23 protein-coding genes and 1 pseudogene are annotated in these 24,554 nt (G+C 72.6%); 12 read left to right on the top strand and 12 right to left on the bottom strand.

Annotated elements, in window-relative coordinates:
- Positions 1 to 28 precede the first annotated feature (28 nt).
- Positions 29 to 1,370 (bottom strand): annotated as a pseudogene (locus FHS34_RS07580) (esterase-like activity of phytase family protein).
- A gap of 573 nt (positions 1,371 to 1,943) precedes the next feature.
- Here FHS34_RS07580 and FHS34_RS07575 point away from each other — a divergent pair.
- Complete coding sequence (locus tag FHS34_RS07575; protein ID WP_184962425.1) at positions 1,944 to 2,126, top strand: tail-anchor membrane protein; 183 nt, start codon at positions 1,944 to 1,946, stop codon at positions 2,124 to 2,126.
- A 169-nt stretch (positions 2,127 to 2,295) separates the two neighbouring features.
- On the opposite strand, the gene FHS34_RS07570 is transcribed toward FHS34_RS07575, so the two are convergent.
- Positions 2,296 to 3,138, bottom strand: coding sequence for a hypothetical protein (locus FHS34_RS07570; RefSeq protein WP_184962423.1), 843 nt, complete (start codon positions 3,136 to 3,138; stop codon positions 2,296 to 2,298).
- A gap of 143 nt (positions 3,139 to 3,281) precedes the next feature.
- Positions 3,282 to 3,581, bottom strand: a complete 300-nt coding sequence (locus FHS34_RS07565; RefSeq protein ID WP_184962421.1) for a hypothetical protein — start codon at positions 3,579 to 3,581, stop codon at positions 3,282 to 3,284.
- 98 nt (positions 3,582 to 3,679) lie between these two features.
- On the opposite strand from FHS34_RS07565, the gene FHS34_RS07560 reads away from it, so the two are divergent.
- Positions 3,680 to 4,585 carry an oxygenase MpaB family protein gene (locus FHS34_RS07560; protein WP_184962934.1) on the top strand — a complete coding sequence of 302 codons (906 nt, stop codon included), beginning with the start codon at positions 3,680 to 3,682 and terminating at the stop codon, positions 4,583 to 4,585.
- Here the strand turns inward: FHS34_RS07560 and FHS34_RS07555 are convergent.
- The gene (locus FHS34_RS07555) at positions 4,562 to 5,095 is read right to left on the bottom strand and encodes a PadR family transcriptional regulator (protein ID WP_184962419.1); all 534 of its coding nucleotides are present in this window, start codon (positions 5,093 to 5,095) and stop codon (positions 4,562 to 4,564) included. The two genes, FHS34_RS07560 and FHS34_RS07555, sit on opposite strands and share 24 nt — an antisense overlap.
- A gap of 104 nt (positions 5,096 to 5,199) precedes the next feature.
- On the opposite strand from FHS34_RS07555, the gene FHS34_RS07550 reads away from it, so the two are divergent.
- Positions 5,200 to 5,955 carry an alpha/beta fold hydrolase gene (locus FHS34_RS07550; RefSeq protein ID WP_184962417.1) on the top strand — a complete coding sequence of 252 codons (756 nt, stop codon included), beginning with the start codon at positions 5,200 to 5,202 and terminating at the stop codon, positions 5,953 to 5,955.
- Positions 5,956 to 5,967: 12 nt separating this feature from the next.
- Here FHS34_RS07550 and FHS34_RS07545 read toward each other — a convergent pair whose 3' ends face one another.
- Positions 5,968 to 6,567, bottom strand: coding sequence for a class I SAM-dependent methyltransferase (locus FHS34_RS07545; protein ID WP_184962415.1), 600 nt, complete (start codon positions 6,565 to 6,567; stop codon positions 5,968 to 5,970).
- A gap of 151 nt (positions 6,568 to 6,718) precedes the next feature.
- On the opposite strand from FHS34_RS07545, the gene FHS34_RS07540 reads away from it, so the two are divergent.
- From FHS34_RS07540 to FHS34_RS07520, 5 genes are all read left to right on the top strand, one after another.
- Complete coding sequence (locus tag FHS34_RS07540) at positions 6,719 to 7,492, top strand: MHYT domain-containing protein (RefSeq protein WP_184962413.1); 774 nt, start codon at positions 6,719 to 6,721, stop codon at positions 7,490 to 7,492.
- A gap of 47 nt (positions 7,493 to 7,539) precedes the next feature.
- Entirely contained in the window at positions 7,540 to 10,191 is a 2,652-nt protein-coding gene (locus tag FHS34_RS07535; RefSeq protein WP_184962411.1) for a sensor histidine kinase, read from the top strand.
- A complete protein-coding gene (locus tag FHS34_RS07530) occupies positions 10,188 to 10,625 on the top strand; it encodes a roadblock/LC7 domain-containing protein (protein WP_184962409.1) in 438 nt (145 codons plus the stop codon). Before FHS34_RS07535 ends, FHS34_RS07530 begins: the two co-directional genes overlap by 4 nt.
- Before the next feature lie 19 nt (positions 10,626 to 10,644).
- Entirely contained in the window at positions 10,645 to 11,058 is a 414-nt protein-coding gene (locus FHS34_RS07525; RefSeq protein ID WP_184962407.1) for a DUF742 domain-containing protein, read from the top strand.
- A 302-nt stretch (positions 11,059 to 11,360) separates the two neighbouring features.
- Positions 11,361 to 11,963 carry a GTP-binding protein gene (locus FHS34_RS07520; protein WP_184962405.1) on the top strand — a complete coding sequence of 201 codons (603 nt, stop codon included), beginning with the start codon at positions 11,361 to 11,363 and terminating at the stop codon, positions 11,961 to 11,963.
- A 9-nt stretch (positions 11,964 to 11,972) separates the two neighbouring features.
- Here the strand turns inward: FHS34_RS07520 and FHS34_RS07515 are convergent, their stop codons facing one another.
- Positions 11,973 to 12,401, bottom strand: a complete 429-nt coding sequence (locus FHS34_RS07515) for a PPOX class F420-dependent oxidoreductase (RefSeq protein ID WP_184962403.1) — start codon at positions 12,399 to 12,401, stop codon at positions 11,973 to 11,975.
- Between the two features lie 91 nt (positions 12,402 to 12,492).
- Here FHS34_RS07515 and FHS34_RS07510 point away from each other — a divergent pair, with 91 nt between their 5' ends.
- A complete protein-coding gene (locus FHS34_RS07510; protein ID WP_184962401.1) occupies positions 12,493 to 12,906 on the top strand; it encodes a roadblock/LC7 domain-containing protein in 414 nt (137 codons plus the stop codon).
- Between the two features lie 123 nt (positions 12,907 to 13,029).
- Entirely contained in the window at positions 13,030 to 14,109 is a 1,080-nt protein-coding gene (locus tag FHS34_RS07505; RefSeq protein ID WP_221508612.1) for a DUF6397 family protein, read from the top strand.
- 66 nt (positions 14,110 to 14,175) lie between these two features.
- On the opposite strand, the gene FHS34_RS07500 is transcribed toward FHS34_RS07505, so the two are convergent.
- Together FHS34_RS07500 and FHS34_RS07495 are read right to left on the bottom strand one after the other, a co-directional pair.
- The gene (locus tag FHS34_RS07500; protein WP_184962399.1) at positions 14,176 to 15,042 is read right to left on the bottom strand and encodes an acyl-CoA thioesterase; all 867 of its coding nucleotides are present in this window, start codon (positions 15,040 to 15,042) and stop codon (positions 14,176 to 14,178) included.
- A gap of 40 nt (positions 15,043 to 15,082) precedes the next feature.
- A complete protein-coding gene (locus FHS34_RS07495) occupies positions 15,083 to 17,596 on the bottom strand; it encodes a DEAD/DEAH box helicase (protein ID WP_184962397.1) in 2,514 nt (837 codons plus the stop codon).
- A 145-nt stretch (positions 17,597 to 17,741) separates the two neighbouring features.
- On the opposite strand from FHS34_RS07495, the gene FHS34_RS07490 reads away from it, so the two are divergent.
- Positions 17,742 to 18,536, top strand: coding sequence for a metal-dependent hydrolase (locus FHS34_RS07490; RefSeq protein ID WP_184962395.1), 795 nt, complete (start codon positions 17,742 to 17,744; stop codon positions 18,534 to 18,536).
- A gap of 14 nt (positions 18,537 to 18,550) precedes the next feature.
- On the opposite strand, the gene FHS34_RS07485 is transcribed toward FHS34_RS07490, so the two are convergent.
- The 4 genes from FHS34_RS07485 to FHS34_RS07470 form a co-directional block, all read right to left on the bottom strand.
- Positions 18,551 to 18,814 (bottom strand): type B 50S ribosomal protein L31, encoded by a 264-nt coding sequence (locus FHS34_RS07485; RefSeq protein ID WP_184962393.1) that lies wholly within the window; start codon positions 18,812 to 18,814, stop codon positions 18,551 to 18,553.
- An 87-nt stretch (positions 18,815 to 18,901) separates the two neighbouring features.
- Positions 18,902 to 19,372: a DUF5709 domain-containing protein gene (locus FHS34_RS07480; RefSeq protein ID WP_184962391.1), complete on the bottom strand. Its 471-nt coding sequence runs from the start codon at positions 19,370 to 19,372 to the stop codon at positions 18,902 to 18,904.
- Positions 19,373 to 19,851: 479 nt separating this feature from the next.
- A complete protein-coding gene (locus FHS34_RS07475; RefSeq protein ID WP_184962389.1) occupies positions 19,852 to 21,663 on the bottom strand; it encodes an ABC transporter ATP-binding protein in 1,812 nt (603 codons plus the stop codon).
- Positions 21,660 to 23,465, bottom strand: coding sequence for an ABC transporter transmembrane domain-containing protein (locus FHS34_RS07470; RefSeq protein ID WP_184962387.1), 1,806 nt, complete (start codon positions 23,463 to 23,465; stop codon positions 21,660 to 21,662). The genes FHS34_RS07475 and FHS34_RS07470 overlap by 4 nt, the downstream gene beginning before the upstream one ends.
- Positions 23,466 to 23,716: 251 nt before the next feature.
- Here FHS34_RS07470 and FHS34_RS07465 point away from each other — a divergent pair, with 251 nt between their 5' ends.
- Entirely contained in the window at positions 23,717 to 24,478 is a 762-nt protein-coding gene (locus tag FHS34_RS07465; RefSeq protein WP_184962385.1) for a L,D-transpeptidase family protein, read from the top strand.
- The last annotated feature ends 76 nt before the right edge of the window (positions 24,479 to 24,554 follow it).

The following is a 24,554-nucleotide window of genomic DNA, read 5'->3' as shown; positions in this document are numbered from 1 at the left end:
GGCCGAGAAGCCGGCCCGCCGGGTTCCGTCACAGCCCCTTGGGCAGACGCACGTAGGTCACCGTCGTCCTGACACCGCTGTCGACCAGGCGGCCCCGGGCGTCGAACGCGCCCTCACCGTCGGTCATCCCGAAGTCGTTGTCGTTGACGAGCGCGAGCGTGTCGTGGTCCACGCGCGCGATGCCTTCGATCTTCCCGGGCACCCCGGCGACCTTGCCCAGGTCCACCACGAGCCGCTTGGACAGCACCGGCACCCCGGCGGCCGCCGGATCGTCCAGCTGCTCCAGCGACGGAGACGTCGTGTCGTCGTCCCACGGGCCGCCGAGGATGTCCGCCCCGCGTCCCAGCCGGACCAGCTGCAGCCGGGCCGCCTTGTCCGTGCGCTCCTCGACGAGCAGCCGGTCACGGCCGACCGCCACCACCGACGAGATCTTCAGCTCGGAGGTGTCGTCCTCGCTCGGGTCGACCACGTTCACCGGGTCGAACCGGTAGGCGTACTCGGCCGTGACGGTCTTCTCGCGCGGCGAGAAACGCAGCAGCCGGGTGGTGCGCGAGGCCTCACCGGCGTCCCCGTCCGGCAGCGAGAGCGGGCTCTGCAGAGCCATCACCAGGTCACCGCCGGGCAGCTGCGCCAGACCCTCGAAACCCCGGTTGACCTTGCGGTGCAGCAGCACCGACGGCAGGGCCTCCACCACCGGGTAGTCCGCGCCGGTCAGGCCGAGGCCCTCGGGCACGTAGCGCGCGAGAACCCTCCCGCGTGCGGAGACGTGGACGAGGGACGGCCCGTACTCGTCCACCAGCCAGAAGCTGCCGTCCCCGGCCCGGACGATGCCCTCGGTGTCCAGGCCGTTCGGGTCGTAGGAGAGCGGCGTCCGCGCGTCGAAGGTGTACGGCGCCTCGTCCCGGCTCCGCTGGTCGGGCAGGCCGGTGACGGCCTTCCCGGAGGCGGTGGTCAGCGGTATCGCGTCGATGACCTCGACGTCTTTCCCGGCGACCCGGATCTTCACGATGGCGGGGTCGAAGCCCGGCACCGGGAAGGTGCGGCGCTTCTTGCCGTCCACCTTGATCTGGCCGTTGGGGCCGCGGTCGGTCACCGTCCAGTACTCGCCCTTGCGGCCCGCCGGGTAGATGTCGCTGCCGATGCCGCCGAGTTTCACCCCCCCGGTCGTCGGACACACTGCCGGGCAGCAGTGCGTTGCTGAACGTGCCCAGCGGGATCTCACCGAGCGTCGCCGTGCGGACGACACGGGCGTTCCCGGACGGCGCCGCCGCAGCTGTCCCCGCGGCCACGAGGACGGCGGCCAGGGCCAGGGGCAGACCCGTGGCAACGGAACGGTGGACGCTGCGCCGGCCGGCGGCGTGCGGGGACATCGGGCCTCCTGGGAACAAGGTCACTGACTGCGGCCACGATCAGGCCCCCCGAGGAACGGCGTACGGCCACGGAATGAACGGCCGGCGTCCGCCGCTCGTCGGATCGGGCCGGCCGCGTGCTGACGGAGCGTCAGAACCCGTCCGTACCGCTTGCCTTCGCATCGAGTCGTGCGGAGGCCGGCACGGGCGCGGGATCGGGGCCGGCCCCGCTCGCCGGAACCCAGCGGCCTCCCTCGCATCGGAAGGGCATCGCGGGCCAGCAGCAGGAGGACGGGCATCGGGACGCGTTCGACACGGCCGTCCGCCGAGGGCACGGCGAGGTCCAGGCGGGTCGGAGTCGCCGAAGGCAGAGCACGGCGACGGCGCTCCGTCGTGCCGAAGTCATGGTCTGGATCACTTCACGATCCGTTCGACGCGGGCCGTCGCGGAGCCGGGAGCGAGCCGGCAGAAGCCCGGGAGTGAGCCAGTAGGGGTGCGCTCGGGGATGTCTCAGGGGTGGAATGCGGAACCGCGGAGGGCGGGAGGCCGTTCTCAGATCAGAGAGCGGCAGTGGCCGCGAAGGAGGCGACGCTCATGTCCAAGAACGCGAAGATCGCCGCAGGGGGCGTGGCGGTCGGGCTGATCCTGTTGATATGGCTGCCCTGGTGGGTGGCGTTTCTGATCATCGTGGGAGTTCCGGTGGCCGCGTACCTCGCCCTGGACCCCTCGCAGCGGCGCAGGCTCCGCCGGGTCACCCGCAAGGAACTCGGCCGCTGAGGCTCCGGCGAACAGCGGGCGGGCACTCACCGAGCCGACGGCGCACGGCAAGGGACCGCTCGGCGAGGCGACCGCGCGGGCCGGCCGGGCCGCCGGGGTCCGCGCCCCCGTGCGGGGGCACGGACCCCGGGGAAGACAGGGCCGGAAGGCGCCGTCCGGGCGCCTAGCCTCACAGGGGCCGTACGGCCATCTTGTCGAGCGCCTCCAGCAGGCCGGGCAGCTCGGGGCCCCGGCCCACCGGCAAGATCTCACCGGGCTTGTCGTCGAGCAGGACGAACGCGATGTCGTCGGTGCGGGCCACCATCGACCAGCCGGGACCGTCGGCGCGCAGTGTGCGAGCCTCGCCGGGAGCGAACGACGACCGCACCCGGCCGAGCGGCGGCGGCGACTCCACATAGCCGTGCGCCTCCGCGAGCACCCGGCGGACACCGGCGTGGCCGCCGGTGGAAGCGCCCGGCTCGCCCGGCGGTACGGAGTCCGCGGCCGTGGCCTGCTCGCGGGGCGGGAGGAAGGCGTCGTCGTCGATCTGCTCCCGCCAGGCCGCCCACTGCAGCGCTATCTCGTCGGCCCCCAGGCGGCGCTGGGCGGGCCCCCAGGAGCCGGTGTCCGGCGGGCACAGGGCCGTCCGGCCCGCCGTCTCGGGCGGAGGGTCGTGCGGTGCGGGCACGCCGGGCGCGGCGACGGCGACGGCCAGGGGCCATCCCGGCAGCGCCGTCACGACCGCACGCTCGTCCGGCGACAGCTCGTACTCCATGCCGCAGTCCCAGGACGCGATCGCCACGGCGACCAGCGAGACGTCGTCGATGACGACCGTCCAGCGAGCGCCGCCTCCGTCCTGGCCCAGCACCAGGCCGTACCCGTCGGCGAGCGGCGGGAGATCCAGCGCCGCGCATGCCTCCGGGTAGTCGTCGCCCAGCACGCTCGGAAACTGTGCCGGCGTCAGCAGTACCGCCGTCAGCACATACAGCGCATCGTCCGCGGCGGCGACGGCTCCCTCGTCCGTCCCGGCCATCCCTGCCTCCCCAGTGGTTCGTCCATCGGCGCGCACCCTAGTGCGAGCACAAGCCGCTTGTCACGACCGTGCGCACCACGCGGAGCTGCAGTTTTCCGCCTGGACGGGGGCGAAACGGCCACATCTGGAGAAGGAAGTTCCGCTCAGGCCGCAGGCAGCCCGAGGAGGTCACGGGCCACCGCGCCCGGCGACTCGTCGCGCTCCCGGGCCAGCGCGACGACCGCCCGGCAGGCCAGCTCGCTCACCCCGAAGGACAGCGCCTCCGGCGACACCCAGGCCGCCGCCTCCTCGATCCCGTCCTGGTCGTCCTCCGCCCGGGCCGCCACATAGACGGCCGCGGCTTCGAACAAGTTGTGTGCGCGCTTCTCCCGGGTCCCCGCCGACTGCTCGCGCACGGCGGTGGTGCGGAGCCTGCCGGTGTACTTGCGGATCATGTCGAACACGCGGATCACCCTCTCCTCGAACGGGGTCGTTGTCGATCGCCCATCTTCTGTCCCACAACGTAGAGTTGGAGTTTCGGTGGCAGAAGGGGGACGACGCGGTGAAGCGGTTCGAGAACCTCGGGCGGATCCGTCGGCTGGACCCGGTGGCGGACGCGCTGGAGATCTACCGGATCAGCGTCTCCCGGGAGTTCCCCTGGGACTACGCGCGCGCCCTTGAGCTCGCTCTGTACCGTACCTACGCCGTGCCCGACATCGGGCGTCTGCTCGCGCGGACGGCGGAGCTCACCGAGCGCACGCAGAAGCGGTACGACGACACGGTGCTGCTCCTCGACACCGTCGTGGAGCACGGCTTCGCCACGGAGGAGGGGCGCACCGCGATCCGCCGCATCAACCGGATGCACCGCAGCTACGACATCAGCGACGACGACATGCGGTACGTGCTGAGCACCTTTGTGGTGGTGCCCCGGCGCTGGATCGACGCCTATGGCTGGCGGCGGCTGTCCCGGCACGAGATCGTCGCCACCACCGAGTACTACCGCACCCTCGGCCGGCACATGGGCATTCCGGACATTCCCGGGACCTACGAGGAGTTCGAAGCCCTTCTCGACTCCTATGAGGAGGCCCACTTCGGCTGGGACGAGGACGCCCGACGAGTCTCGGACGCCACTCTCGGTCTGATGGCGTCCTGGTATCCCGGCCCCCTGGCCCCGTTGCTGCGGACCGCGACGCTCGCCCTGCTCGACGAGCCGCTGCTGCGCGCCTTCCGCTACCCGGAACCCGGTGCCGCCACCACCGCGTTGGTGCGCCGCGCCGTACGGACGCGGGGACGGCTGGTCCGGCTGCTGCCGCCGCGCCGCGACCCGCACTTCGCGCGCCAGAACCGGGAGGTCAAGGGCTACCCGAACGGCTACCGCGTGGCCGATCTGGGCACCCGCCCCGTTCCCGGTCTGCGCGGCTGCCCGGTGCGGCACGAGGGCACCTCAGCGGCCGGCCCTGCCGAGTGACGCCAGGGTGTCACGCAGCCAGGCCAGTTCGGCCCGGCTCGTGGCCCGCGCGATGGTGAGGATCCCGCGCCGGAACGGATCCTCCAGTTCCTCCGCGGACAGGGGCCGGTCGCCCTCGTAGAAGAAGCTCGCCGGCTCCTCCAGGAAGGCCAGCCGGCGCCGCAGTACGGCCGCCTGCGCGGCAGGGTCCGCCAGGTGCCGCAGGAACGCGAGCAGGGTGAACCAGTGGTTCTCGTCGGTGATCTCCCGCTGCGCCGGCTCGGCGAGCCGGCGCCTCAGCTCACGTCCGCCCTCCTCGGTCAGCCTCAGCACATGGCGCGGCGCGGCGACCGCGCCGGGCTCGGTGGCCCGCACCAGCAGACCCGCCTTCTCCAGCCGCTTGATCGCCGGGTAGAGCGTGCTTTCGGCGACGGGGCGCACATGGCCGGTGAGTGCGGCGATGTGGCGGCGCAGTACGTAGCCGTGCAGCGGTGCGTCGTAGAGGAATCCGAGGATGGCGAGTTCGAGCATGGCCGCATTCTTCCGCAGGAGTACATCGCTGTGCCAATACAACCTTGACGCTATACCTCGGCACCGATGTATGGTGCGGCATCACACCATGCAAGGAGAGGTACGTGTACCAGGCCACGTTCGACAGCAGGGGAAGCCACATCCGGTGGACCGAGGTGCCCGGCGCGGAGCCCGCCCGGGTGTTCCTGCACGGACTCGGATCGATGTCCGCCGTGTACCACGCGCACATCGCGGCCCGGCCCGAACTCATGGGCCGGCGCAGCCTGTTCGTGGACCTGCCAGGACACGGGACCAGCGACCGTCCCGAGGACTTCGGCTACACGCTGCGGGACCACGCCGACGCCGTCGCGGTCGCGCTGGACGCGGCCGGCACCGCGGGCGCCGAACTGATCGCGCACAGCATGGGCGGTGCCGTGGCCATCGTTCTCGCCCACCGGCGTCCCGACCTCGTCTCCCGGCTGGTTCTGACGGAGGCCAACCTGGACGCCTGTCCGCCGTCGACCGCCGCCAGCAGCAACATCGCGGCCTACGACGAGGAAGAGTTCGTGGAGAAGGAGTACGCGCGCGTGCTCGCCGCCGTCGGACCGCTGTGGGCGGCCACCATGCGGCTGGCCGACCCGCGCGCCCTGCACCGCAGCGCCGTCGGACTGCGCCGGGGCTCGGACCCGGTGATGCGAACGCTCCTGGAGACCCTGCCCGTCGGCCGTGTCTTCCTCCAGGGCGGGCTCAGCGGCGAACTCCCGGGCAGGGAAAGCCTGGAAGCCGCCGGCGTACGCGTCGTGACGGTGCCGGGCGCCGGGCACAACGTCATGTTCGACAACCCCGACGCCTTCGCGGCAGCCGTCGCCGGAACGGACTGACCGCCGCGGCCGTCAGTCCTCGCGCACGGCCAGCGCGAGGAAGCGCGCGTCCTCGTCCACGTACGACGTCATGCGCCAGCCCGACCGGCTCAGCAGTGGCCGGAGGTTGGCCTCGGCCCGCAGATCGCCGGGAGTGATCCGCCGCCCCTGGCGCGCCGCGAGGGCCGCACGGCCGACGGGGTGGAAGAGCGCGAGCGTTCCGCCCCGCCGTACGCCACGGGCCAGTTCCCGCAGATTGTCCACCGGATGCGGCAGGTGGGCGATCAGGCCGGCCGCGAACACGGCGTCGAGACTGCCCGAGCGCAGGGGCAGCGCGGCGACGTCCGCGAGCAGCAGCCGTCCGTCGCGGTCCCGGCCGGCCCGTACGGCGGCCTGGAGCATCGCCGGCGTCAGATCGGCTCCCAGGACGACGCCGGAGGGGCCCACGGCGGCCCGCAGGGGCGGAAGGGCCCGCCCCGTACCGCAGCCCGCGTCCAGCACGCGGTCCCCCTGGCGCAGTCCGAGGCCGGCCACGGCGGCCGCGTAGGCCGGGCCGTCGTCCGGGAACCGGCTGTCCCAGTCGGCGGCCCGGACGGTGAAGAACTCCTGGACATGTGTGTGGTCGTCGCTCATGCACCGCATGATTCCTCACCGCCACGAGGGAGGTCGCTGTGCGCATGTTCGAGCGGGATGCGATCGTTCCGCTGCAACTGTGTGCATATTGCGGCACCTTTCGAAATGCGCCCCCGTTGTGCGCCCCTGCCCCCGCTAGCGTCCCGGGGCCATGGGACACCTGGACCACGCCGCCTTCGGCTGGCTGACCCCCGCGCTGTCGTATGTGATGGCCTGCATAGGCGCCGCACTCGGTCTGCGCTGCACCGTACGCGCCCTCGGCACCACCGGCCGAGCACGCCGCAACTGGCTCGTCACCGCCGCCTCCGCGATCGGGACGGGCATCTGGACCATGCACTTCGTGGCCATGCTCGGCTTCCGCGTCAGCGGCACCGACATCCGCTACGACGTGCCGCTGACCATTCTCAGCCTCCTCGTCGCCATGGTCGTCGTCTGCGCCGGAGTCTTCGCCGTCGGCTACAGCCGCGACCGCGGCCGCGCGCTCCTCCTCGGCGGACTCACCACCGGACTGGGCGTCGCCAGCATGCACTACCTGGGCATGGCGGCGGTCCGGCTGCACGGCCGCGTCGGGTACGACCCCGCCCTCGTCGGACTGTCCGTACTGATCGCCGTGGTCGCGGCCACCGCCGCCCTGTGGGCCGGACTCAACATCACGTCGCCCCGGGCGGTCACCGTCGCCTCCCTCGTCATGGGAGCGGCCGTCAGCAGCATGCACTACACCGGGATGTTCGCGGTGAACGTGCGTGTGGACCCCTCCGGCGACGCCCTTCCCGGGGCCACGGCGATGCAGTTCATCTTCCCCCTCGCCGTCGGCCTCGGGTCCTACCTGTTCATCACCTCGGCCTTCGTCGCCCTCTCGCCCACGGCCGACGAGCGCGAGGCGTCCGCCTCCGCCCAGCGCCCCGTCGAGAGCGCCGCCCGCTAGCGGGACCTCGGCCCGAGCGCCCCGACCACGTCCCGAGCGAGGAGGCCATGCGCCCACCCCGTACACCCGAGAAAGCCGTCGCCCCGGCACACCGCCCGCGCGGACGCCGCGCACACGCGGGACCGCCCGCCGACGAGGGCGCCGACCGCCCGCTCGGCACACAGCCCGCCCCGGCACGCGCGCGTGCGAGCCGCCTGTACCCGCGGCCCCGGACCGTACGGGCCAAGGTGGTCAGCCTCCTGATGGTGCCCGTCGTCTCCCTGCTCGCCCTCTGGGCGTACGCCGCCGTCACCACCGCACAGGACGTCGCCCGGCTGCGCCAGTCCCAGCGGGTCGACGCGGAACTGCGGACCCCGGTGGCCGTGGCCGTCACCGCACTGCAGGCCGAGCGCACCGCCGCCGTGCGTTACGCCACGGCCCCGAGCGCCGGGAACGGCGGCGACCTCGAAGACCTGGCGGCCCGCACCGACCGGGCCGTGGCCAGGCTGCGGCTGGGCCGCGGCAGCACGGTCGCCGACAGCCAGGAACTGCCCGCCGCCATCTCCAGGCGCCTCGACGCCTTCGTCACCGGCGCCGAGAACCTCCGCACGCTGCGGGCAGCCGTACTGGGCCACAGGAGGGCCTGGGACGACGCCTACGCGCGGTACACGAAGACGATCGACGCGGCCTTCGCCGTGGACGGTGCCCTCACCGGCGTCCAACAGGCCGACGTCGCCTCCGACGCGCGCGTGCTGCTCGAGTTCTCCCGTGCCGCCGAGGCGCTGAGCCAGGAGGACGCCCTGCTGGGCGGCGCACGGACCGCGGGGAGCCTGCGGGGGAAGCGCCTGAGGCTCTTCGGCGCCGCCGTGGCCACGCGCCGCGCCCTCACCGAGACCGCCGTGACCGACCTGCCCGCCGCCCAGCAGGCCGCCTGGCGGGAGGTGGCGGGGAGCGGTTCGTACACCGCTCTGGGCGCCGCGGAGGACAGGCTGCTCGCCGCCGGACCGGGTGCCAGGCCGGCCGACTTGGTAACGCAAGCCACCTGGAGTGCCGCCCACGCGCGCGTGCGGGACGGCATGCGGACCGTCGCGGCGGCCACGGGGCGCACTGTCGCCGGCCGTGCCGACCCCGTCGCCCGCGGGCTGCTCGGCCCCGCCGGCGCCGTCGTGCTCCTCGGGCTCGCCGCCGTCGCCGCCTCCCTCGTCATCTCCGTCCGCATCGGGCGGGCCCTCGTGATCGAACTCGTGAGCCTGCGCAACGACGCACTGGAGATCGCCCGCCGCAAACTCCCCGAGGCGATGCGGAGACTGCGCGCCGGCGAAGAGATCGACGTCCAGGCCGAGGCGCCTGCCGGACCACCCGCGGAGGACGAGACGGGGCAGGTCGCCGAGGCCCTCACCACCGTCCACCGCGCCGCGCTCAGCGCGGCCGTCGAGCGGGCCGAACTCGCCAGCGGCATCTCCGGAGTCTTCGTCAACCTGGCCCGCCGCAGCCAGGTCCTCGTCCACCGCCAGCTCAGCCTCCTGGACAGCATGGAGCGGCGCTCCGACGACCCCGACGAGCTCAGCGACCTGTTCCGTCTGGACCACCTCACCACCCGCATGCGCCGCCACGCCGAGAGCCTGATCATCCTCTCCGGAGCCGCCCCCGGCCGGGCCTGGCGCATACCGGTGTCCCTGACCGACGTCGTGCGCGCCGCCGTGTCCGAAGTCGAGGACTACGCGCGCGTGGAGGTGCGCCAGTTCCCCGAGGCCCATGTCGTCGGCGCGGCGGTCGCCGACCTCACCCACCTTCTCGCGGAACTCGTCGAGAACGCCGCCCAGTTCTCACCGCCCCACACGCGCGTGCGGGTCACCGGCGAACCCGTCGGCAACGGCTACGCCCTGGAGATCGAGGACCGGGGACTCGGCATGGGCGCCGACACCCTCGTGGAGGCCAACCGGCGCATCGAGCAGTCCGAGGCGCTCGACCTCTTCGACAGCGACCGTCTCGGGCTCTTCGTGGTCAGCAGGCTCGCCTCCCGGCACGAGATCAAGGTGCATCTGCGGACCTCCCCGTACGGAGGCACCACCGCCGTGGTCCTGCTGCCGACCGCCCTGCTGTACGGCGGCCCGGCGGAGCGTTTCTCCCAGCAGGACGGACAGGCCGACCCGGACCGGGAAGGCGGCTACGCGCGCGTGCCCGGCACAGCCGCGCCCCAGGAGCCCGCCGTCGCCGCACGACCGGACCGGCCCGCCCTCGCGGCGACCGGGCCCGATGCGCACGGCACCGCGCGGGCCCCCGTACCCGGCGCGTCCCGGCCGGCACCCGGCCCGGCCGCCACCGTGCCGGCGCCGGGCTCCGACGGCAGCGGGCCGGCCTCCAGCCCCCACCTCACCGGGGCGGCATCCGACTCCCACGGCACGGCCCACGATCCACCACCCCCCGGAGTCACCGCGTTGAGACCGCACCGCCCGCAGGACGACTCCGAGCCCTCCGACGACCTCCCGCGTCGGGTGCGCCAGGCGAACCTCGCCCCCCAACTGCGCCAGCAGCACCACGAAGAGCAGGCCGCGCGGTCCGTCCGGCACGAAGACGACCGGCGCACCCCCGAACTCGTACGGGACCGCATGACGGCATACCGCGACGGCTGGACGCGCGGCGGTGGCAGACAGCCCGGCCGCGGTACCGCGCCGGAACCCGGAACGGGCAGTCACAGCAGCGAAGGAGACCCGGCATGATCCAGGACCCGAACACGAGGACCGGCCGGCGATCCGGCGAACTCGACTGGCTGCTCGACGACCTGGTGATGCGTGTCAGCGAGGTACGGCACGCCGTCGTGCTGTCCAACGACGGCCTCGCGGTCGGCGCCTCCACCGGCCTCGCGCGCGAGGACGCCGAGCATCTCGCCGCCGTCGCCTCCGGCTTCAACAGCCTCGCCAAGGGTGCGGGACGGCACTTCGGAGCGGGTGGGGTGCGCCAGACCATGGTGGAGATGGACGACGCGTTCCTCTTCGTGGCCGCTGCCGGTGACGGCTCCTGCCTCGCCCTGCTCACCGCGGTCACGGCCGACATCGGGCTGGTCGCCTACGAGATGGCCCGCCTGGTCAAGCGCGTCGGAGAGCATCTCCACACGGCACCGCGCGTCACGGCCCAGCCACCCGCCGCCGGATGAGCCGGAAAGGCGGCATCGCATGACCGAGATCCCGGACGGCGAGTCCCGGGAGCCGGGCAGCCAGTGGTACGACGGCGAGGCAGGCCCGCTGGTCCGCCCGTACGCCATGACCGGTGGCCGCACTCAGCCCGGTCCCACCGGTGTGCGCTTCGACCTGATCGCGCTCGTCACCCTCGACCCCGCCGCACCGGCGCTCGACGACGACTCAGCGCTCGGACCCGAGCACCGGACCCTGATCGACCTGTGCCGCGTGGAGACGCAGTCCGTTGCCGAACTCGCGGCGGACGCGGATCTTCCGGTCGGCGTGATCAGGGTGCTCCTCGGGGACCTCCTGGAACTGGGCTGCGTGACCGTCAGCCGCCCCGTGCCCCCGGCACGCCTGCCCGACGAACGGATCCTGCGCGAGGTCATCGAGGGATTGCGAGCGCTGTAGATGAACGTCCGAAGACCGCCGTACGCCTCGCTGCGACCGCTCCTGCGCCCGTGGCTGCACTGGCGTCCGCCACTGCGTCTGCGTCTCCGGCTGTCCGGTCGGCCGCCGTTGCACCCGTACGCCTGGCGGGGTCCCGACCCGTCCGATCCGGGCGCGTTGCGTCAGCGACCGCATGTAAGTCGGTCATATCGGGTCCACTTCGGTCCAACCACTCCGAAGCGCATCCCCGTTGTCATGATGCTGGCTTCACCACCGGAGCATGTGGACGCCGGCCGCGGCCGGCCCTCCCGAGAGAAGTGATCATGGTCACCGAGCACTCCGACGCCGCCGAGGACACGTCCGCCCTGGCGCTGAAGATACTGGTCGCCGGTGGCTTCGGCGTCGGCAAGACGACCCTGGTCGGGGCCGTCAGCGAGATCCGGCCGCTGCGCACCGAGGAACTGCTGAGCGAAGCCGGTCAACTGGTGGACGACACCGACGGTGTGGACCAGAAGGTCACCACGACCGTGGCCATGGACTTCGGCCGCATCACGATCCGCTCCGGCCTGTCGCTCTATCTCTTCGGCACCCCCGGGCAGGACCGCTTCTGGTTCCTGTGGGACGAACTGGCCCAGGGGGCCCTCGGGGCCGTGGTCCTCGCCGACACCAGGCGGCTGGAGGACTGCTTCCCCGCCGTCGACTACTTCGAGCACCGGCGCATCCCGTTCGTGGTCGCCGTCAACTGCTTCACCGGAGCCCGCCCCTACAGCGCCCCCGACGTCTGCCGGGCGCTCGACCTGGACCAGGGCACACCCGTGGTCCTGTGCGACGCGCGCGACCGCGCCTCCGGCAAGGAAGTACTGATCCGACTCGTCGAGTACGCCGGGCGGATGCACACCGCCCGGCTCCTGGACTCGGTCGGCTGAGCCGGCCGCTCAGGCGGCGAGGTCCCGCACGGCCACCACGTTGTCGATCCTGACACGGACGAGGAGTTCACCCGGTACGCCGTTGCGGGCGCCGTACTCCTCGGCACGGTCCTTGCCCATGTACCGCGCGGCGATCCGGGTGGCCCAAAGGCGCACCTCGTCCAGGTCCTCCGACAACTGGGCGCGACCGCCCAGCACCACGAAGTGGAACGGCGGCCGGTCGTCGTCCACGCACAGCGCGACCCGGCCGTCACGCGCCAGGTTGCGCCCCTTCACCGTGTCCTTGCCGGTGTTGAACACCACTTCGTCCCCGTCCAGGAGGAACCAGATCGGAGCCACATGCGGGCTGCCGTCGGCGCGGACGGTGGACAGCTTGCCGGTGCGGGTGCCGTCCGAGACGAACGCCCGCCATTCCTCATCGGTCATCTTCTCTGCCATGGCCCCATCCTGCTTGCCCGCGCGCCGGTCGTGGGGAAGGCTGGCGGGGAGTTCCTCCAGCCAGGGGGAGACATCACACGGGGAGATGGACATGGTGCAGAACCAGGGCCTCGGCTGGCTCCTGGACGATCTGACCGAGCGGGTGGACCACGTCCACCACGCGCTCGTCCTGTCGAACGACGGGCTGGTCACCGCGGCGAGCACGGGCCTGCGTCGCGAGGACTCCGAGCATCTGGCCGCCGTGGCCTCCGGGCTGCACAGTCTGGCCAAGGGCTCGGGGCGCCACTTCGGGGCGGGCAGGGTGCGCCAGACGATGATCGAGTACGACGACGCCGTCCTGTTCGTGACCGCGGCGGGTACCGGCAGCTGTCTGTGCGTGCTGAGCGGCGCGGAGGCCGACATCGGTCAGATCGGCTACGAGATGACCCTGCTCGTCAACCGGGTCGGCGAACACCTCGGCGTGGACGCGAGGCAACCCGAGCGAACTCGCATCGCAGACGCCTGACCTGGGATTCTCTCCCCTTCGGGGAGTTATCCACAGGCTCGCCGCGAGCTGCCCGGGACCGGTTACGGTGGGTGCACGGCAAACGCACAGGGCGTGAGCCGAGAACGACGGGGGAGTACGACCATGTCGGCAACCACTTTCGGCCCACCCCGCCCCGGCACCTGCGCGCCGAGCCGGGCCGCACGCGAACTGGGACTCAAGCGCGCCGAGTTCGACCTCGCCGTGCAGCTCGGCAGCATCCGGACCGTGCCCGACGAGGGCGGGGGAGGGGGCCGCCGGGTGGAGCATGCGGAGATCGACCGCCTCCGCGCACAGGACGGCTTCCCCGAGTCCCTCCGCGACCGGGTGCGGGTCGTGGGCACGGCGGAGGGCGCCGCCCTCATGGACATCCCGGCCGGCCGGTTCGTCCGGCTCGCCCGCCTGGGCCTGCTCGTGCCCGTCATGCTCTATCTCAACCGCTACCGGACCGTGGTCTGGCTCTATCTGGCGGAAGAACTGCGGGAGTTCGCGTCGAGCCCGGAGAACGCGCGCCTGCTCAAGGGGCGTACGCCCGAGACCCTGCGCGGCCAGCTGACGGCGGGGGTGGACCTGCGGGCACGCAACTGGCGCGGACGCCGGCTGGGCTTCCTGCTGCGGCAGGCCGAGGATCCCTGGGCCCGTGCCGGCGCCGTGGCCGCCTTCCTCGCGCCCGCCGAGGTCGCCGGCGTAGTCGAGGACCCGCACGAGCGTGCCTGCCTGAACCGGTTCCGGCCCGCCCCGCCGGGACACGCGGTTCCCGGTTCTCCCTCCGCGCAGGTCGCCGAGCGGATCATGACGGCGCAGGACCCGGACGAGATCGGCTGGCTGCGCAGCGACCTGGCGCGGTCCCTCGAGGAGGCCCGCACCGCCTCGCCTCCCGCCACACACCGTCTCCCGTCGGCGATCCGAACCGCCGCACGGCCCATTCCGCCGATGACCCGGACGGTCACCGCACCCGAGGCGGAGACGACGAGGTCCCCTGATGCGGCCCAGCAGCCCCCCGAACCGCCCACGCGGCCCGCGGAGTTGTGTGTGCCCTCGCCCCAGCCGGCGGCACGACCGGCCGCGCTCACCGATCCCCGGGAGCACGGGCCGGCGCAGCCCGCCACGCCGCGGCCGTCCCGCGGTCTGCGGGCCTGGCTGCGGCGGAGAAGCCCGCGGCCCACGCGGCCCGCGCGGGTCTGAACAACGGGTCGGCGGCGAACGCCACGCCAGGTGTGAAGGCCCGGCCGTGGTCCTCGGGACGGGGTGCTACAGGGCCCTGAACAGGCCCTCCTGAACGACCGAGACGAGCAACCGTCCCCGCAGGTCGTAGATGCGCCCACGGGCCAGCCCACGCCCGCCGGTGATGATCGGGGACTCCTGGTCGTACAGGAACCACTCGTCGGCGCGGAAAGGCCGGTGGAACCACATGGCGTGGTCCAGCGAGGCCATGTCGAAGTTCCGCGCACCCCACAGGGGTTCCACCGGAATGCGGACCGCGTCCAGAAGGGTCATGTCACTGGCGTAGGTCAGCGCGCACGTGTGGACCAAGGGGTCGTCGCCCAGCGGTCCCACCGCGCGCATCCACACGGCGCTGCGCGGCTCGGCCCCCTCGATCTCCTCGGTGTTCCAGCGCAGCCGGTCGACGTAACGGATGTCGAAGGGCTGGCGGCGCGCCATCCGCTCCAACTGCTCCGGCAGCGTGCCCAGCTGCTTGCGGATCTCGTCGGCGACCGTCGGCAGCGACTCGGGGTCGGGCACCTCCCGGGCCGGCGGCAACTGGTGCTCGAACGGTCCTTCCTCAGGCTTGTGAAAGGAGGCGGTCAGATTGAAGATCGTGCGGCCCTGCTGCACGGCCGTGACCCGGCGCGTCGTGAAGGAGCGCCCGTCGCGGACCCGTTCCACCTGGTACACGATCGGCACGCCCGGCCGGCCCGGGCGCAGGAAGTACGCGTGCAGCGAGTGCACGGGGCGCTCACCGTCCGTGGTGCGGCCGGCGGCGACCAGCGCCTGGCCCGCCACCTGGCCGCCGAAGACCCGCTGCAGGGACTCCTGCGGGCTGCGGCCACGGAAGATGTTGACCTCGATCTGTTCCAGGTCGAGCAGGTCGACCAGCCTCTCGGCCGGATTCGTCATCGGTGGGATTCTCCTTGGCTTACCAGTGGCCGCGCAGGTCTCACAGCTGGCCGACGTCGGTGACGCGGACGACCGCACGGCCCTCGGCGTCGGAGGCCGCGAGGTCGATCTCCGCGCTGATACCCCAGTCGTGGTCGCCGCTCGGGTCCTCGAAGATCTGGCGGACGCGCCAGATGCCGTTCTCCGGCTCCTCCTTGATGACGAGAAGCTTCGGGCCGCGGGCGTCGGGGCCGGTGCCGAGGTCGTCGTACTCGTCCCAGTACTTGTCCATCGCCTCGCCCCAGGCGTCGGCGTCCCAGCCGGAGTCGGCGTCCATCTCGCCCAGTTCCTCGACCTGGTCCAGTGCGGCCAGTTCCACGCGGCGGAACATGGCGTTGCGGACCAGCACGCGGAAGGCGCGGGCGTTGGCGGTGACCGGCTTGACCTCGTCGGCCTTCTCCCGGGCCTCCTCGGCGGTCATCTCCTCCGGGTTGGCGAGCTGCTCCCACTCGTCCAGCAGGCTGGAGTCCACCTGGCGCACCATCTCGCCCAGCCACTCGATCAGGTCCTGCAGGTCCTCGGACTTCAGGTCGTCCGGGATGGTGTGGTCCAGGGTCTTGTAGGCGCTGGCGAGGTAGCGCAGCACGATGCCCTCGGTGCGGGCCAGCTCGTAGAACGACACCAGCTCCGTGAAGGACAGCGCCCGCTCGTACATGTCCCGGATCACCGACTTCGGCGACAGCGGGTGGTCACCGACCCACGGGTGACTCTTGCGGTAGGTGTTGTACGCGTGGAAGAGCAGCTCTTCCAGCGGCTTCGGGTACGTGATGTCCTGCAGGCGCTCCATGCGCTCCTCGTACTCGACCCCGTCCGCCTTCATCGCGGCCACGGCCTCGCCGCGCGCCTTGTTCTGCTGGGCGACGAGGATCTGCCTCGGGTCGTCCAGGGTGGACTCGACGACGGAGACCATGTCGAGGGCGTAGGACGGCGACTCGGGGTCGAGGAGTTCGAACGAGGCCAGAGCGAACGTGGACAGCGGCTGGTTCAGCGCGAAGTCCTGCTGGAGGTCGACCGTGAGCCGGACGATGCGGCCCTCGGCGTCCGGCTTGTCGAGCTTCTCCACGATCCCGCCGTCCAGCAGCGAGCGGTAGATCGCGATGGCCCGGCGGATGTGCCGCAACTGCTGCCTGCGCGGCTCGTGGTTGTCCTCCAGGAGGTGGCGCATCGCCTCGAACGCGTTGCCCGGGCGGGCGATCACCGACAGCAGCATCGTGTGCGTCACCCGGAAGCGCGAGGTCAGCGGCTCCGGATCCGACTCGATCAGCTTCTGGAAGGTGTTCTCCGTCCAGGCGACAAAGCCCTCCGGCGCCTTCTTGCGCACGACCTTGCGCCGCTTCTTCGGGTCGTCACCCGCCTTCGCCAGGGCCTTCTCGTTCTCGATGACGTGCTCCGGCGCCTGCGCGACCACGAGCCCCGCGGTGTCGAAACCGGCCCGGCCGGCCCGGCCCGCGATCTGGTGGAACTCGCGGGCCCGCAGGGTGCGCACCCGGCTGCCGTCGTACTTGGTCAGCGCCGTGAACAGCACCGTGCGGATGGGCACGTTGACGCCCACGCCGAGCGTGTCGGTGCCGCAGATGACCTTCAGCAGACCGGCCTGGGCGAGCTTCTCCACCAGGCGCCGGTACTTGGGCAGCATGCCGGCGTGGTGCACGCCGATGCCGTGCCGCACGTAACGGGAGAGGTTGCGGCCGAACTTGGTGGTGAAGCGGAAGTTGCCGATCAGCTCGGCGATCTGGTCCTTCTCCTCGCGCGAGCACATGTTGATGCTCATCAGCGCCTGCGCCCGCTCCACGGCCTGCGCCTGGGTGAAGTGCACGATGTAGACGGGGGCCTGCTTGGTCGCCAGCAGGTCGGTGAGCGTCTCGGTGAGCGGGGTCAGCTGGTACTCGTAGGAGAGGGGCACCGGGCGGGTCGCCGAGCGGACCACCGATGTGGGACGGCCGGTGCGGCGCGTGAGGTCCTTCTCGAAGAAGGACACATCACCCAAAGTTGCCGACATCAGGATGAACTGCGCCTGAGGGAGCTCCAGCAGCGGAATCTGCCAGGCCCAGCCGCGGTCGCCCTCCGCGTAGAAGTGGAACTCGTCCATGACGACCTGGCCGACGTCCGCGTGCTTGCCGTCGCGCAGCGCGATCGACGCCAGCACCTCGGCAGTGCAGCAGATGACGGGCGCGTCGGCGTTCACGGAGGCGTCGCCGGTGAGCATGCCGACGTTCTCGGTGCCGAAGAGCTTGCACAGCTCGAAGAACTTCTCCGACACCAGCGCCTTGATCGGCGCAGTGTAGAAGGTGACCTCGTCCCGGGCCAGCGCGGCGAAGTGCGCCCCCGCGGCGATCATGCTCTTGCCGGAGCCGGTGGGCGTCGAGACGATCACGTTCGCCCCGGAGACCACCTCGATCAGCGCCTCCTCCTGGTGGGGATAGAGGGTGAGGCCACGCTCCTGCGCCCACGACTCGAAGGCTTCGTAGAGGGCGTCGGGGTCGGCGGTCGGCGGCAGCTGATCGATGAGGGTCACGCCCCCATCTTGCCTGGCCCACCGCCCGAGCGGGGAATCGGCTGCGGGCTCCAAGATCACGGCCGCTACGCTGTGTCGCCGGCGCAGCGTCGGCGCACCAGGTCAACTGGACAGCGGCACACGAGGAATGGGGCGGGAAGCGGCCATGATGGGACCAGCACACTCACTGTCGGGAGCCGCGGCCTGGCTGGGCGTCGGAGCCGCCGCGGCGGCCGCCGGGCACCCGATGCCCTGGCCGGTCCTCCTCTGCGGCGCCCTGATCTCCGCCGGCGCCGCTCTCGCCCCGGATCTCGACCACAAGGCGGCCACCATCTCCCGGGCCTTCGGGCCGATCTCCCGCTGGATCTGCGAGATCGTGGACAAGCTGTCGTACGCCGTCTACAAGGCGACCAGGAAGCAGGGCGACCCGCGGCGCTCCGGCGGGCACCGGACGCTGACGCACACCTGGGTCTGGGCGGTCCTGATCGGTGCCGGATCCTCCGCGGCGGCAATCACGGGGGGCCGCTGGGCGGTGCTGGCGATCCTCTTCGTGCACATGGTGCTCGCCATCGAGGGGCTGCTGTGGCGGGCGGCGCGCGGGTCCAGCAGCGACGTCCTGGTCTGGCTGCTGGCGGCGACCAGCGCGTGGATCCTCGCGGGAGTGCTGGACAAGCCGGGCAACGGTTCCGACTGGCTGTTCACCGCGCACGGGCAGGAGTACCTGTGGCTGGGGCTGCCGATCGTGCTGGGCGCGCTGGTGCACGACATCGGGGACGCGCTGACCGTGTCCGGCTGCCCGATCCTGTGGCCGATCCCGGTGGGGCGCAAGCGCTGGTACCCGATCGGCCCGCCGAAGGCGATGCGGTTCCGGGCGGGCAGCTGGGTCGAGCTCAAGGTGCTGATGCCGGTGTTCATGCTGCTCGGGGGAGTGGGCTGCGCCGCGGCCCTCAACGTCATCTGAGGGCGCCCCCGGGGTCAGATGGCCTCGTCGGTGTCCGCCGCGCCGTACCGGCGCTCGAAGCGGGCGATCCGGCCCTCGGTGTCGACGGAGCGGGCCCTTCCCGTGTAGAAGGGGTGGCTCTCGGAGGAGATCTCCACGTCGATCACCGGGTAGGTCCGGCCGTCGTCCCACTCGATCGTCTGCTCGCTCCGCGCGGTGGAACGGGTCAGGAACGCGTATCCGGCGGCGCGGTCGCGGAAGACCACAGGGTGGTAGTCGGGGTGCTGGTCCTGTTGCATGGCGGCTCCTCGTGCCGGGCGGTCCGGACGGGTGTCCGGACGGGGGTGGTGTCCGGACGGTCCCGCTCAGCCAGTGTCGGAGTCCTCTCAGCCGGAGAGGGAGTCCTCGTCGACGATGTGCATCGCGGCCTCCTCGGCGGAGGCGGCGGCCCCGTCGATGCCGACGTCGGTGGCGACGAGGGCGGCCTCCTCGTCCTCGTGGGCACCCTCGTCGGGGGCCACCAGCCGGCCGGAACGGAAGTTGCCGACCTCGTTGTCCAGAAGCTCCCCGTCCGTGCCGTCGCAGTCGCCGATACCGTCGTCGTCCGGCGCAGTGGGGTCGGGCAGCTCCTCCGCGAGCCGCTGGTCGAGCGTCTCGCCCGCCTGGCGTTCGGCTGCGGTCACGCCACGGTGTTCGACCGCCCACGGTCGCTCGGGAGGGGACCAGCCGCGGTCGAGGGGGTCGGCGACGCCGTCGAAGTCCAGTGTGTCCTCGACGTCGAGCACCCCCGAGTCCTCCCGGATCTCCGAGGGATCGGGCTGGTAGACGTCGTCCCCCCAGCCGTCGGCGCTGTCCACGAGTACCTCCAGGTGGTGAGGACGGCCGGATGCCGCCCCAGTGGATGGCGGGCCGTCTGCACACACGGCACGGGGCTCACACGCCGTGAACCGTGTGGTTCCCGGGCGCGCCCCGAGCCTGTGCCGCCGCTTTCCAGCCTTCCACCCTTGCTCCGCACTGCGCAACGGCACGACTACCGGAAGGGGTGCCCGCCCCGGCACCGGAGCCGGACCGGACCCGGCGGACCCCCGCGCGTGACGGGTCGACGACCGCCCCGGCGGCCCGGGCCGGCCACCGCGTGCCCCGGTTCCGGGAAGCACGGTGCCGGCCGCACCCCCGGCCCCGCGAGGGAACCCTCCGCCTCCGGCAGGGGCACCCGCACCCCCGCCGGCAGGACCGCCCGCGCCCACCGGGAAACGGGCCCAGTGATCACCCACACCCGCCATCACCGGCATTCATGGTCACCGGTACCCGTGGTCACCGGCGCCCCGGCAGTCGCTCACCCGTGCCAGGACCGCCACAGCGCGGCGTAGGGCCCGTCCGCCGCGACCAGCTCGTCGTGGCTGCCCAGCTCGCTGATCCGGCCGTTCTCCACGACGGCGATCACGTCGGCGTCATGGGCGGTGTGCAGACGATGGGCGATGGCCACCACGGTGCGGCCGTCGAGCACACGTGCCAGCGAGCGTTCCAGATGGCGGGCCGCACGCGGATCGAGCAGCGAGGTCGCCTCGTCCAGGACCAGGGTGTGCGGATCGGCCAGCACCAGCCGGGCCAGCGCGATCTGCTGGGCCTGCGCCGGGGTCAGCGCCAGGCCGCCGGAGCCGACCTCGGTGTCCAGGCCGTCGTCCAGCGCCCGCGCCCACCCGTCCGCATCGACCGCGCCCAGGGCCGCCCACAGCTCGGCGTCGTGGCTGTCCGGGGAGGCGCCCCCGGCCGGCCGGGGGTGGGGGAGGGCCAGCAGGAGGTTGTCGCGCAGGGATCCCACGAAGACGTGGTGCTCCTGGTTGACGAGGGCGACGTGCGAGCGGACGCGTTCGGCGGGCATCCGGGACAGCTCGGCCCCGCCCAGGGTGATCCGGCCGTCCCGGGGCGCGTAGATCCCGGCGAGGAGCCGGCCCAGGGTGGACTTGCCCGCGCCGGACGGCCCGACCAGGGCGAGCCGGGTGCCCGGCGCGACCTCCAGGGAGACCCAGCGCAGCACGTCGACGCCCTCCCGGTAGCCGAAGTGCACGCGGTCGGCGTGCACGGACCGGCCGTCGGGCGTCAGCGAGGCGTCCCCGGCGTCCGGCTCGATGTCCCGCACGCCGACCAGGCGGGCCAGCGACACCTGGGCGACCTGAACCTCGTCGTACCAGCGCAGGATCAGGTTCACCGGGTCGACGAGCATCTGGGCGATGAGCGCGCCCGTGGTCAGCTGGCCCACACCGATCCAGCCCCGCAGGACGAACACACCGCCGACCATCAGGACGGAACCGAGCACGAGGAGGTGGACGGCGTTGATGACCGGGAACAGCACGGAGCGGAGCCAGAGCGTGTAGCGCTCCCACGCTGTCCATTCCTTGATCCGCCGCTCCGACAGGGCCACGCGGCGGGCACCGAGGCGGTGGGCCTCGATGGTGTGGCCGGCGTCCACGGTCTCGGCGAGCGCGGCGGCGACGGCGGCGTACCCGGCGGATTCCGAGCGGTACCCGGCAGGCGCCCGCCTGAAGTACCAGCGGCAGCCGATCACCAGGACCGGCACGGCGAGCAGCACCGCGGCGGCCAGTGGCGGAGCCGTCACGACCAGCCCGCCGAGCAGCAGCAAGGCCCACACCACGCCGATGGCCAGCTGCGGCACGGCCTCGCGCATGGCGTTGGCCAGCCGGTCGATGTCGGTGGTGATGCGGGACAGAAGGTCACCGGTGCCCGCCCGTTCCAGCACGCCCGGCGGCAGCCCGACGGACCGGACGAGGAAGTCCTCGCGCAGATCCGCCAGCATCCGCTCGCCGAGCATCGCGCCCCGCAGCCGTACCTGCCGCACGAACACGGCCTGCACGCCGAGGGCGAGCACGAACAGCCCGGTGACCAGGCCCAGATGCAGCTCCTCGGCCCCGTCGGACACCCGCTCGATCAGGCCGCCGAGCAGGTAGGGGCCCGCCATGGAGGCGACGACGGCCACCGTGTTGACGGTGATGAGCAGCAGGAAGGCCCGGCGGTGCCGGCGGAACAGCTCGGTGACGTAGGCGCGCACGGTCGCGGTGGCGCCGACGGGAAGGGTGGTGGCGGTCGTCGGGGCCGCCGGGTCGTACGCCGGCGGCGCAACGCCGATCATGCGCTCTCCTCGATCTCTTCCAGCTCCTGGAGCGTGTCCAGCAGCATGCCTTCGTCGGCCGCGGCCAGTTCCTCGTCGGTCTCCCGGGTCACCACGGCCCGGTACCGCGGTTCGCCGTCGACCAGTTCGCGGTGCACACCCACCGCCACGACTTCGCCCTCGTGCACCAGGGCGACCCGGTCCGCGCGGTCCAGCAGCAGCGGCGAGGAGGTGAACACCACCGTCGTCCGCCCCGACCGCAGCGTGCGCAGTCCGTCCGCGATCCTGGCCTCGGTGTGCGAGTCGACCGCGGACGTGGGCTCGTCCAGCACCAGTACCTCCGGATCGGTGATCAGTGACCTGGCGAGGGCGAGCCGCTGGCGCTGGCCGCCGGACAGGGAGCGTCCGCGCTCGGTGATGCGGGCCTCCATCGGATCGGCGGCGTCCAGTGACCCCTGCGTGAGCGCGTCCAGCACGTCCTCGCACCGGGCCGCGGCCAGCGCGTCCGCGGCCCGTACGGCGCCGGAGGAGGGCACGTCGAGCAGCTCGCGCAGGGTGCCGGACAGCAGCACCGGATCCTTGTCCTGGACGAGGACGGCGGTCCTGGCGCTGTCGAGGGGGAGTTCGTCCAGGGGCACTCCGCCGAGCAGCACCGACCGGTCCGGCTCCGCGGGGTGGCCGCCCAGCCGCTCGGCGAGCCTGCCCGCCGCGTCCGGGTCGCCGCACACCACGGCGGTGAGGAGGCCGGCGGGAGCGAGCAGACCGGTCACCGGGTCGTACAGGTCGCCGCCGGGCACCGTGGCCCCGCGGGTGCCGTCGGCGGCCGTGGACCGCTCCAGCGACAGCACGCGCGCGGCGCGTCTGGCCGAGGGGCGGGAGAAGGAGTACGCCATGGCGATCTCCTCGAAGTGCCGCAGCGGGTAGTTGAGGACCATGACCGCGCTGTAGACGGTGACGAGTTCGCCGACCGTGATGCGGCCCTGGCGGGCCAGGCCGATGCCGTGCCAGACGACCGCGATCAGCAGCAGGCCGGGCAGCAGCACCTGGACGGCGGAGATCAGCGACCACATCCGGGCGCTGCGCACGGCGGCGTGCCGCACCTCCTGGGAGGCCCGGCGGTAGCGGTCGAGGAACAGCTCCTCGCCGCCGATGCCACGCAGCACCCGCAGCCCGGCGACCGTGTCCGAGGCCAGCTCGGTGGCCCGGCCCGCCTTGGTGCGCTGCTCGTCTGCTCGGCGCGTCGCCCGGGGCAGCAGCGGCAGCACCGCGAGTGCCACGACCGGCAGGCCGACGGCGACGACCACGCCGAGCGCCGGCTGGTACACGAGCAGACCGACGCAGACGACGACCACCGTCAGCGCGGCGGCGGTGAAACGGGAGGCGGCCTCGACGAACCACCCGATCTTCTCCACGTCGCCGGTGGAGACGGACACCACCTCACCGGCGGCCACCCGCCGGGTCAGGGCCGAGCCCAGCTGGGCGGCCTTGCGGGCCAGCAGCTGCTGGACGCGGGCGGCGGCGGTGATCCAGTTGGTGACGGCGGTCCGGTGCAGGAAGGTGTCGCCGACGGCGATACCGGTTCCGCAGAACAGCATCAGACCCCCCGTCAGGGCGAGCCGGGTGCCGGAACGGTCGACGGCCGCCTGGACGGCGAGGCCGACGCAGAAGGGCAGGGCGGACACGGAGACGAAGTGGAGCAGGCCCCAGGCGAGTGACTTCAGCTGCCCGCCCAGCTGATTGCGCCAGAGCCACCACAGGAATCGGGGACCCGAGCGTGCGTCGGGCGCGCCCGGATCGGGATACGGAAGGTCTTGGATCTGCATGACGTCCCAGTGGCTCGTGTCAGGGGAGGGGAAGGAGCGGGAGGCCGCGGGAGCGGCGGCAAGCCGTGAAAGGTTCGCGTCGCGGAGTGGTGAATTTCAAACAGTTTTTCTCGCTGTCCCACGAAATCCGCCGACTTCCGGCCACGGCCCCCGTCACCCCGTCCGTCAAGCACCGGGCAGCCCTGTCACCCGGAGCGGTGATGGTGCGGAAGACGCCACGGCCGGCCCGTTGGCGATGCCAGCCTGGTCGGGTGCAGCAAGACAGCGTGCGGCGCACGACGGTCGCGGCGGCGGCCTGCGGCGTCCTTCTCCTCCTGCTCTCCGCCTGTGTCACCACCGCCCCCGACGCCGCTCGGACGCGTGGCGCGCAGGATGCCCGCGGCCGGGCCGCGCCGACTCCCGCCGTGTCGTCGGCCCCCACGGCCGATCCGACCCGCGTCCCGGGGGTCGGCGACCGCCTGAACCGACGCGTCCCCGCGGGCTCCCGCCAGGTCGTGGCCGTCTACGGGGAGGGCCGGGACTCGGCCACCTCCAGGGTCGTGCTGTACACGCGGCGGGGCGGGCGCTGGCACCCGGAGGGCAGTTGGCCCGCCCACAACGGGCGCCACGGCTGGACCACGCACCACCACGAGGGCGACGGACGCAGCCCGGTCGGCGTGTTCACCCTCACCGACGCGGGCGGGGTGCTCGCCGACCCGGGCACGCGGCTGCCCTACGACCGGGACGAGCGGGCCTACGCGCCGCCGGCCGGGTGGGACGAGGCCCACCGGCACGACTTCGACTACGTCATCGCCATCGACTACAACCGTCTCAGGGGCGCCCCGCCGAGCGATGCCACACGCCCCTGGGGCGCGGCCAGGGGCGGCGGCATCTGGCTGCACATGGACCACGGCAGCGGCACCTCGGCCTGCGTCAGCGTCTCCAAGGACGCCATGCGGCTCCTGCTGCGCACGCTCGACCCCGCTCACGACCCTGTCGTGGTGATGGGGGACAGGGCGACCTTGAGGGCATAGCGCTGCGGGCCGGAGCGCACCGCCGCCGGTGCCCGGGGGCCGCGCGGCGGCTCCGGGACGGCCGCTCCGGCGCGCC

The sequence above is a fragment of the Streptomyces echinatus genome (assembly GCF_014203595.1).
Lineage (GTDB): Bacteria > Actinomycetota > Actinomycetes > Streptomycetales > Streptomycetaceae > Streptomyces > Streptomyces echinatus.
The sequence above is the reverse complement of the archived record's forward strand: the minus strand, read 5'-3'. Positions and strand labels throughout refer to the sequence as shown.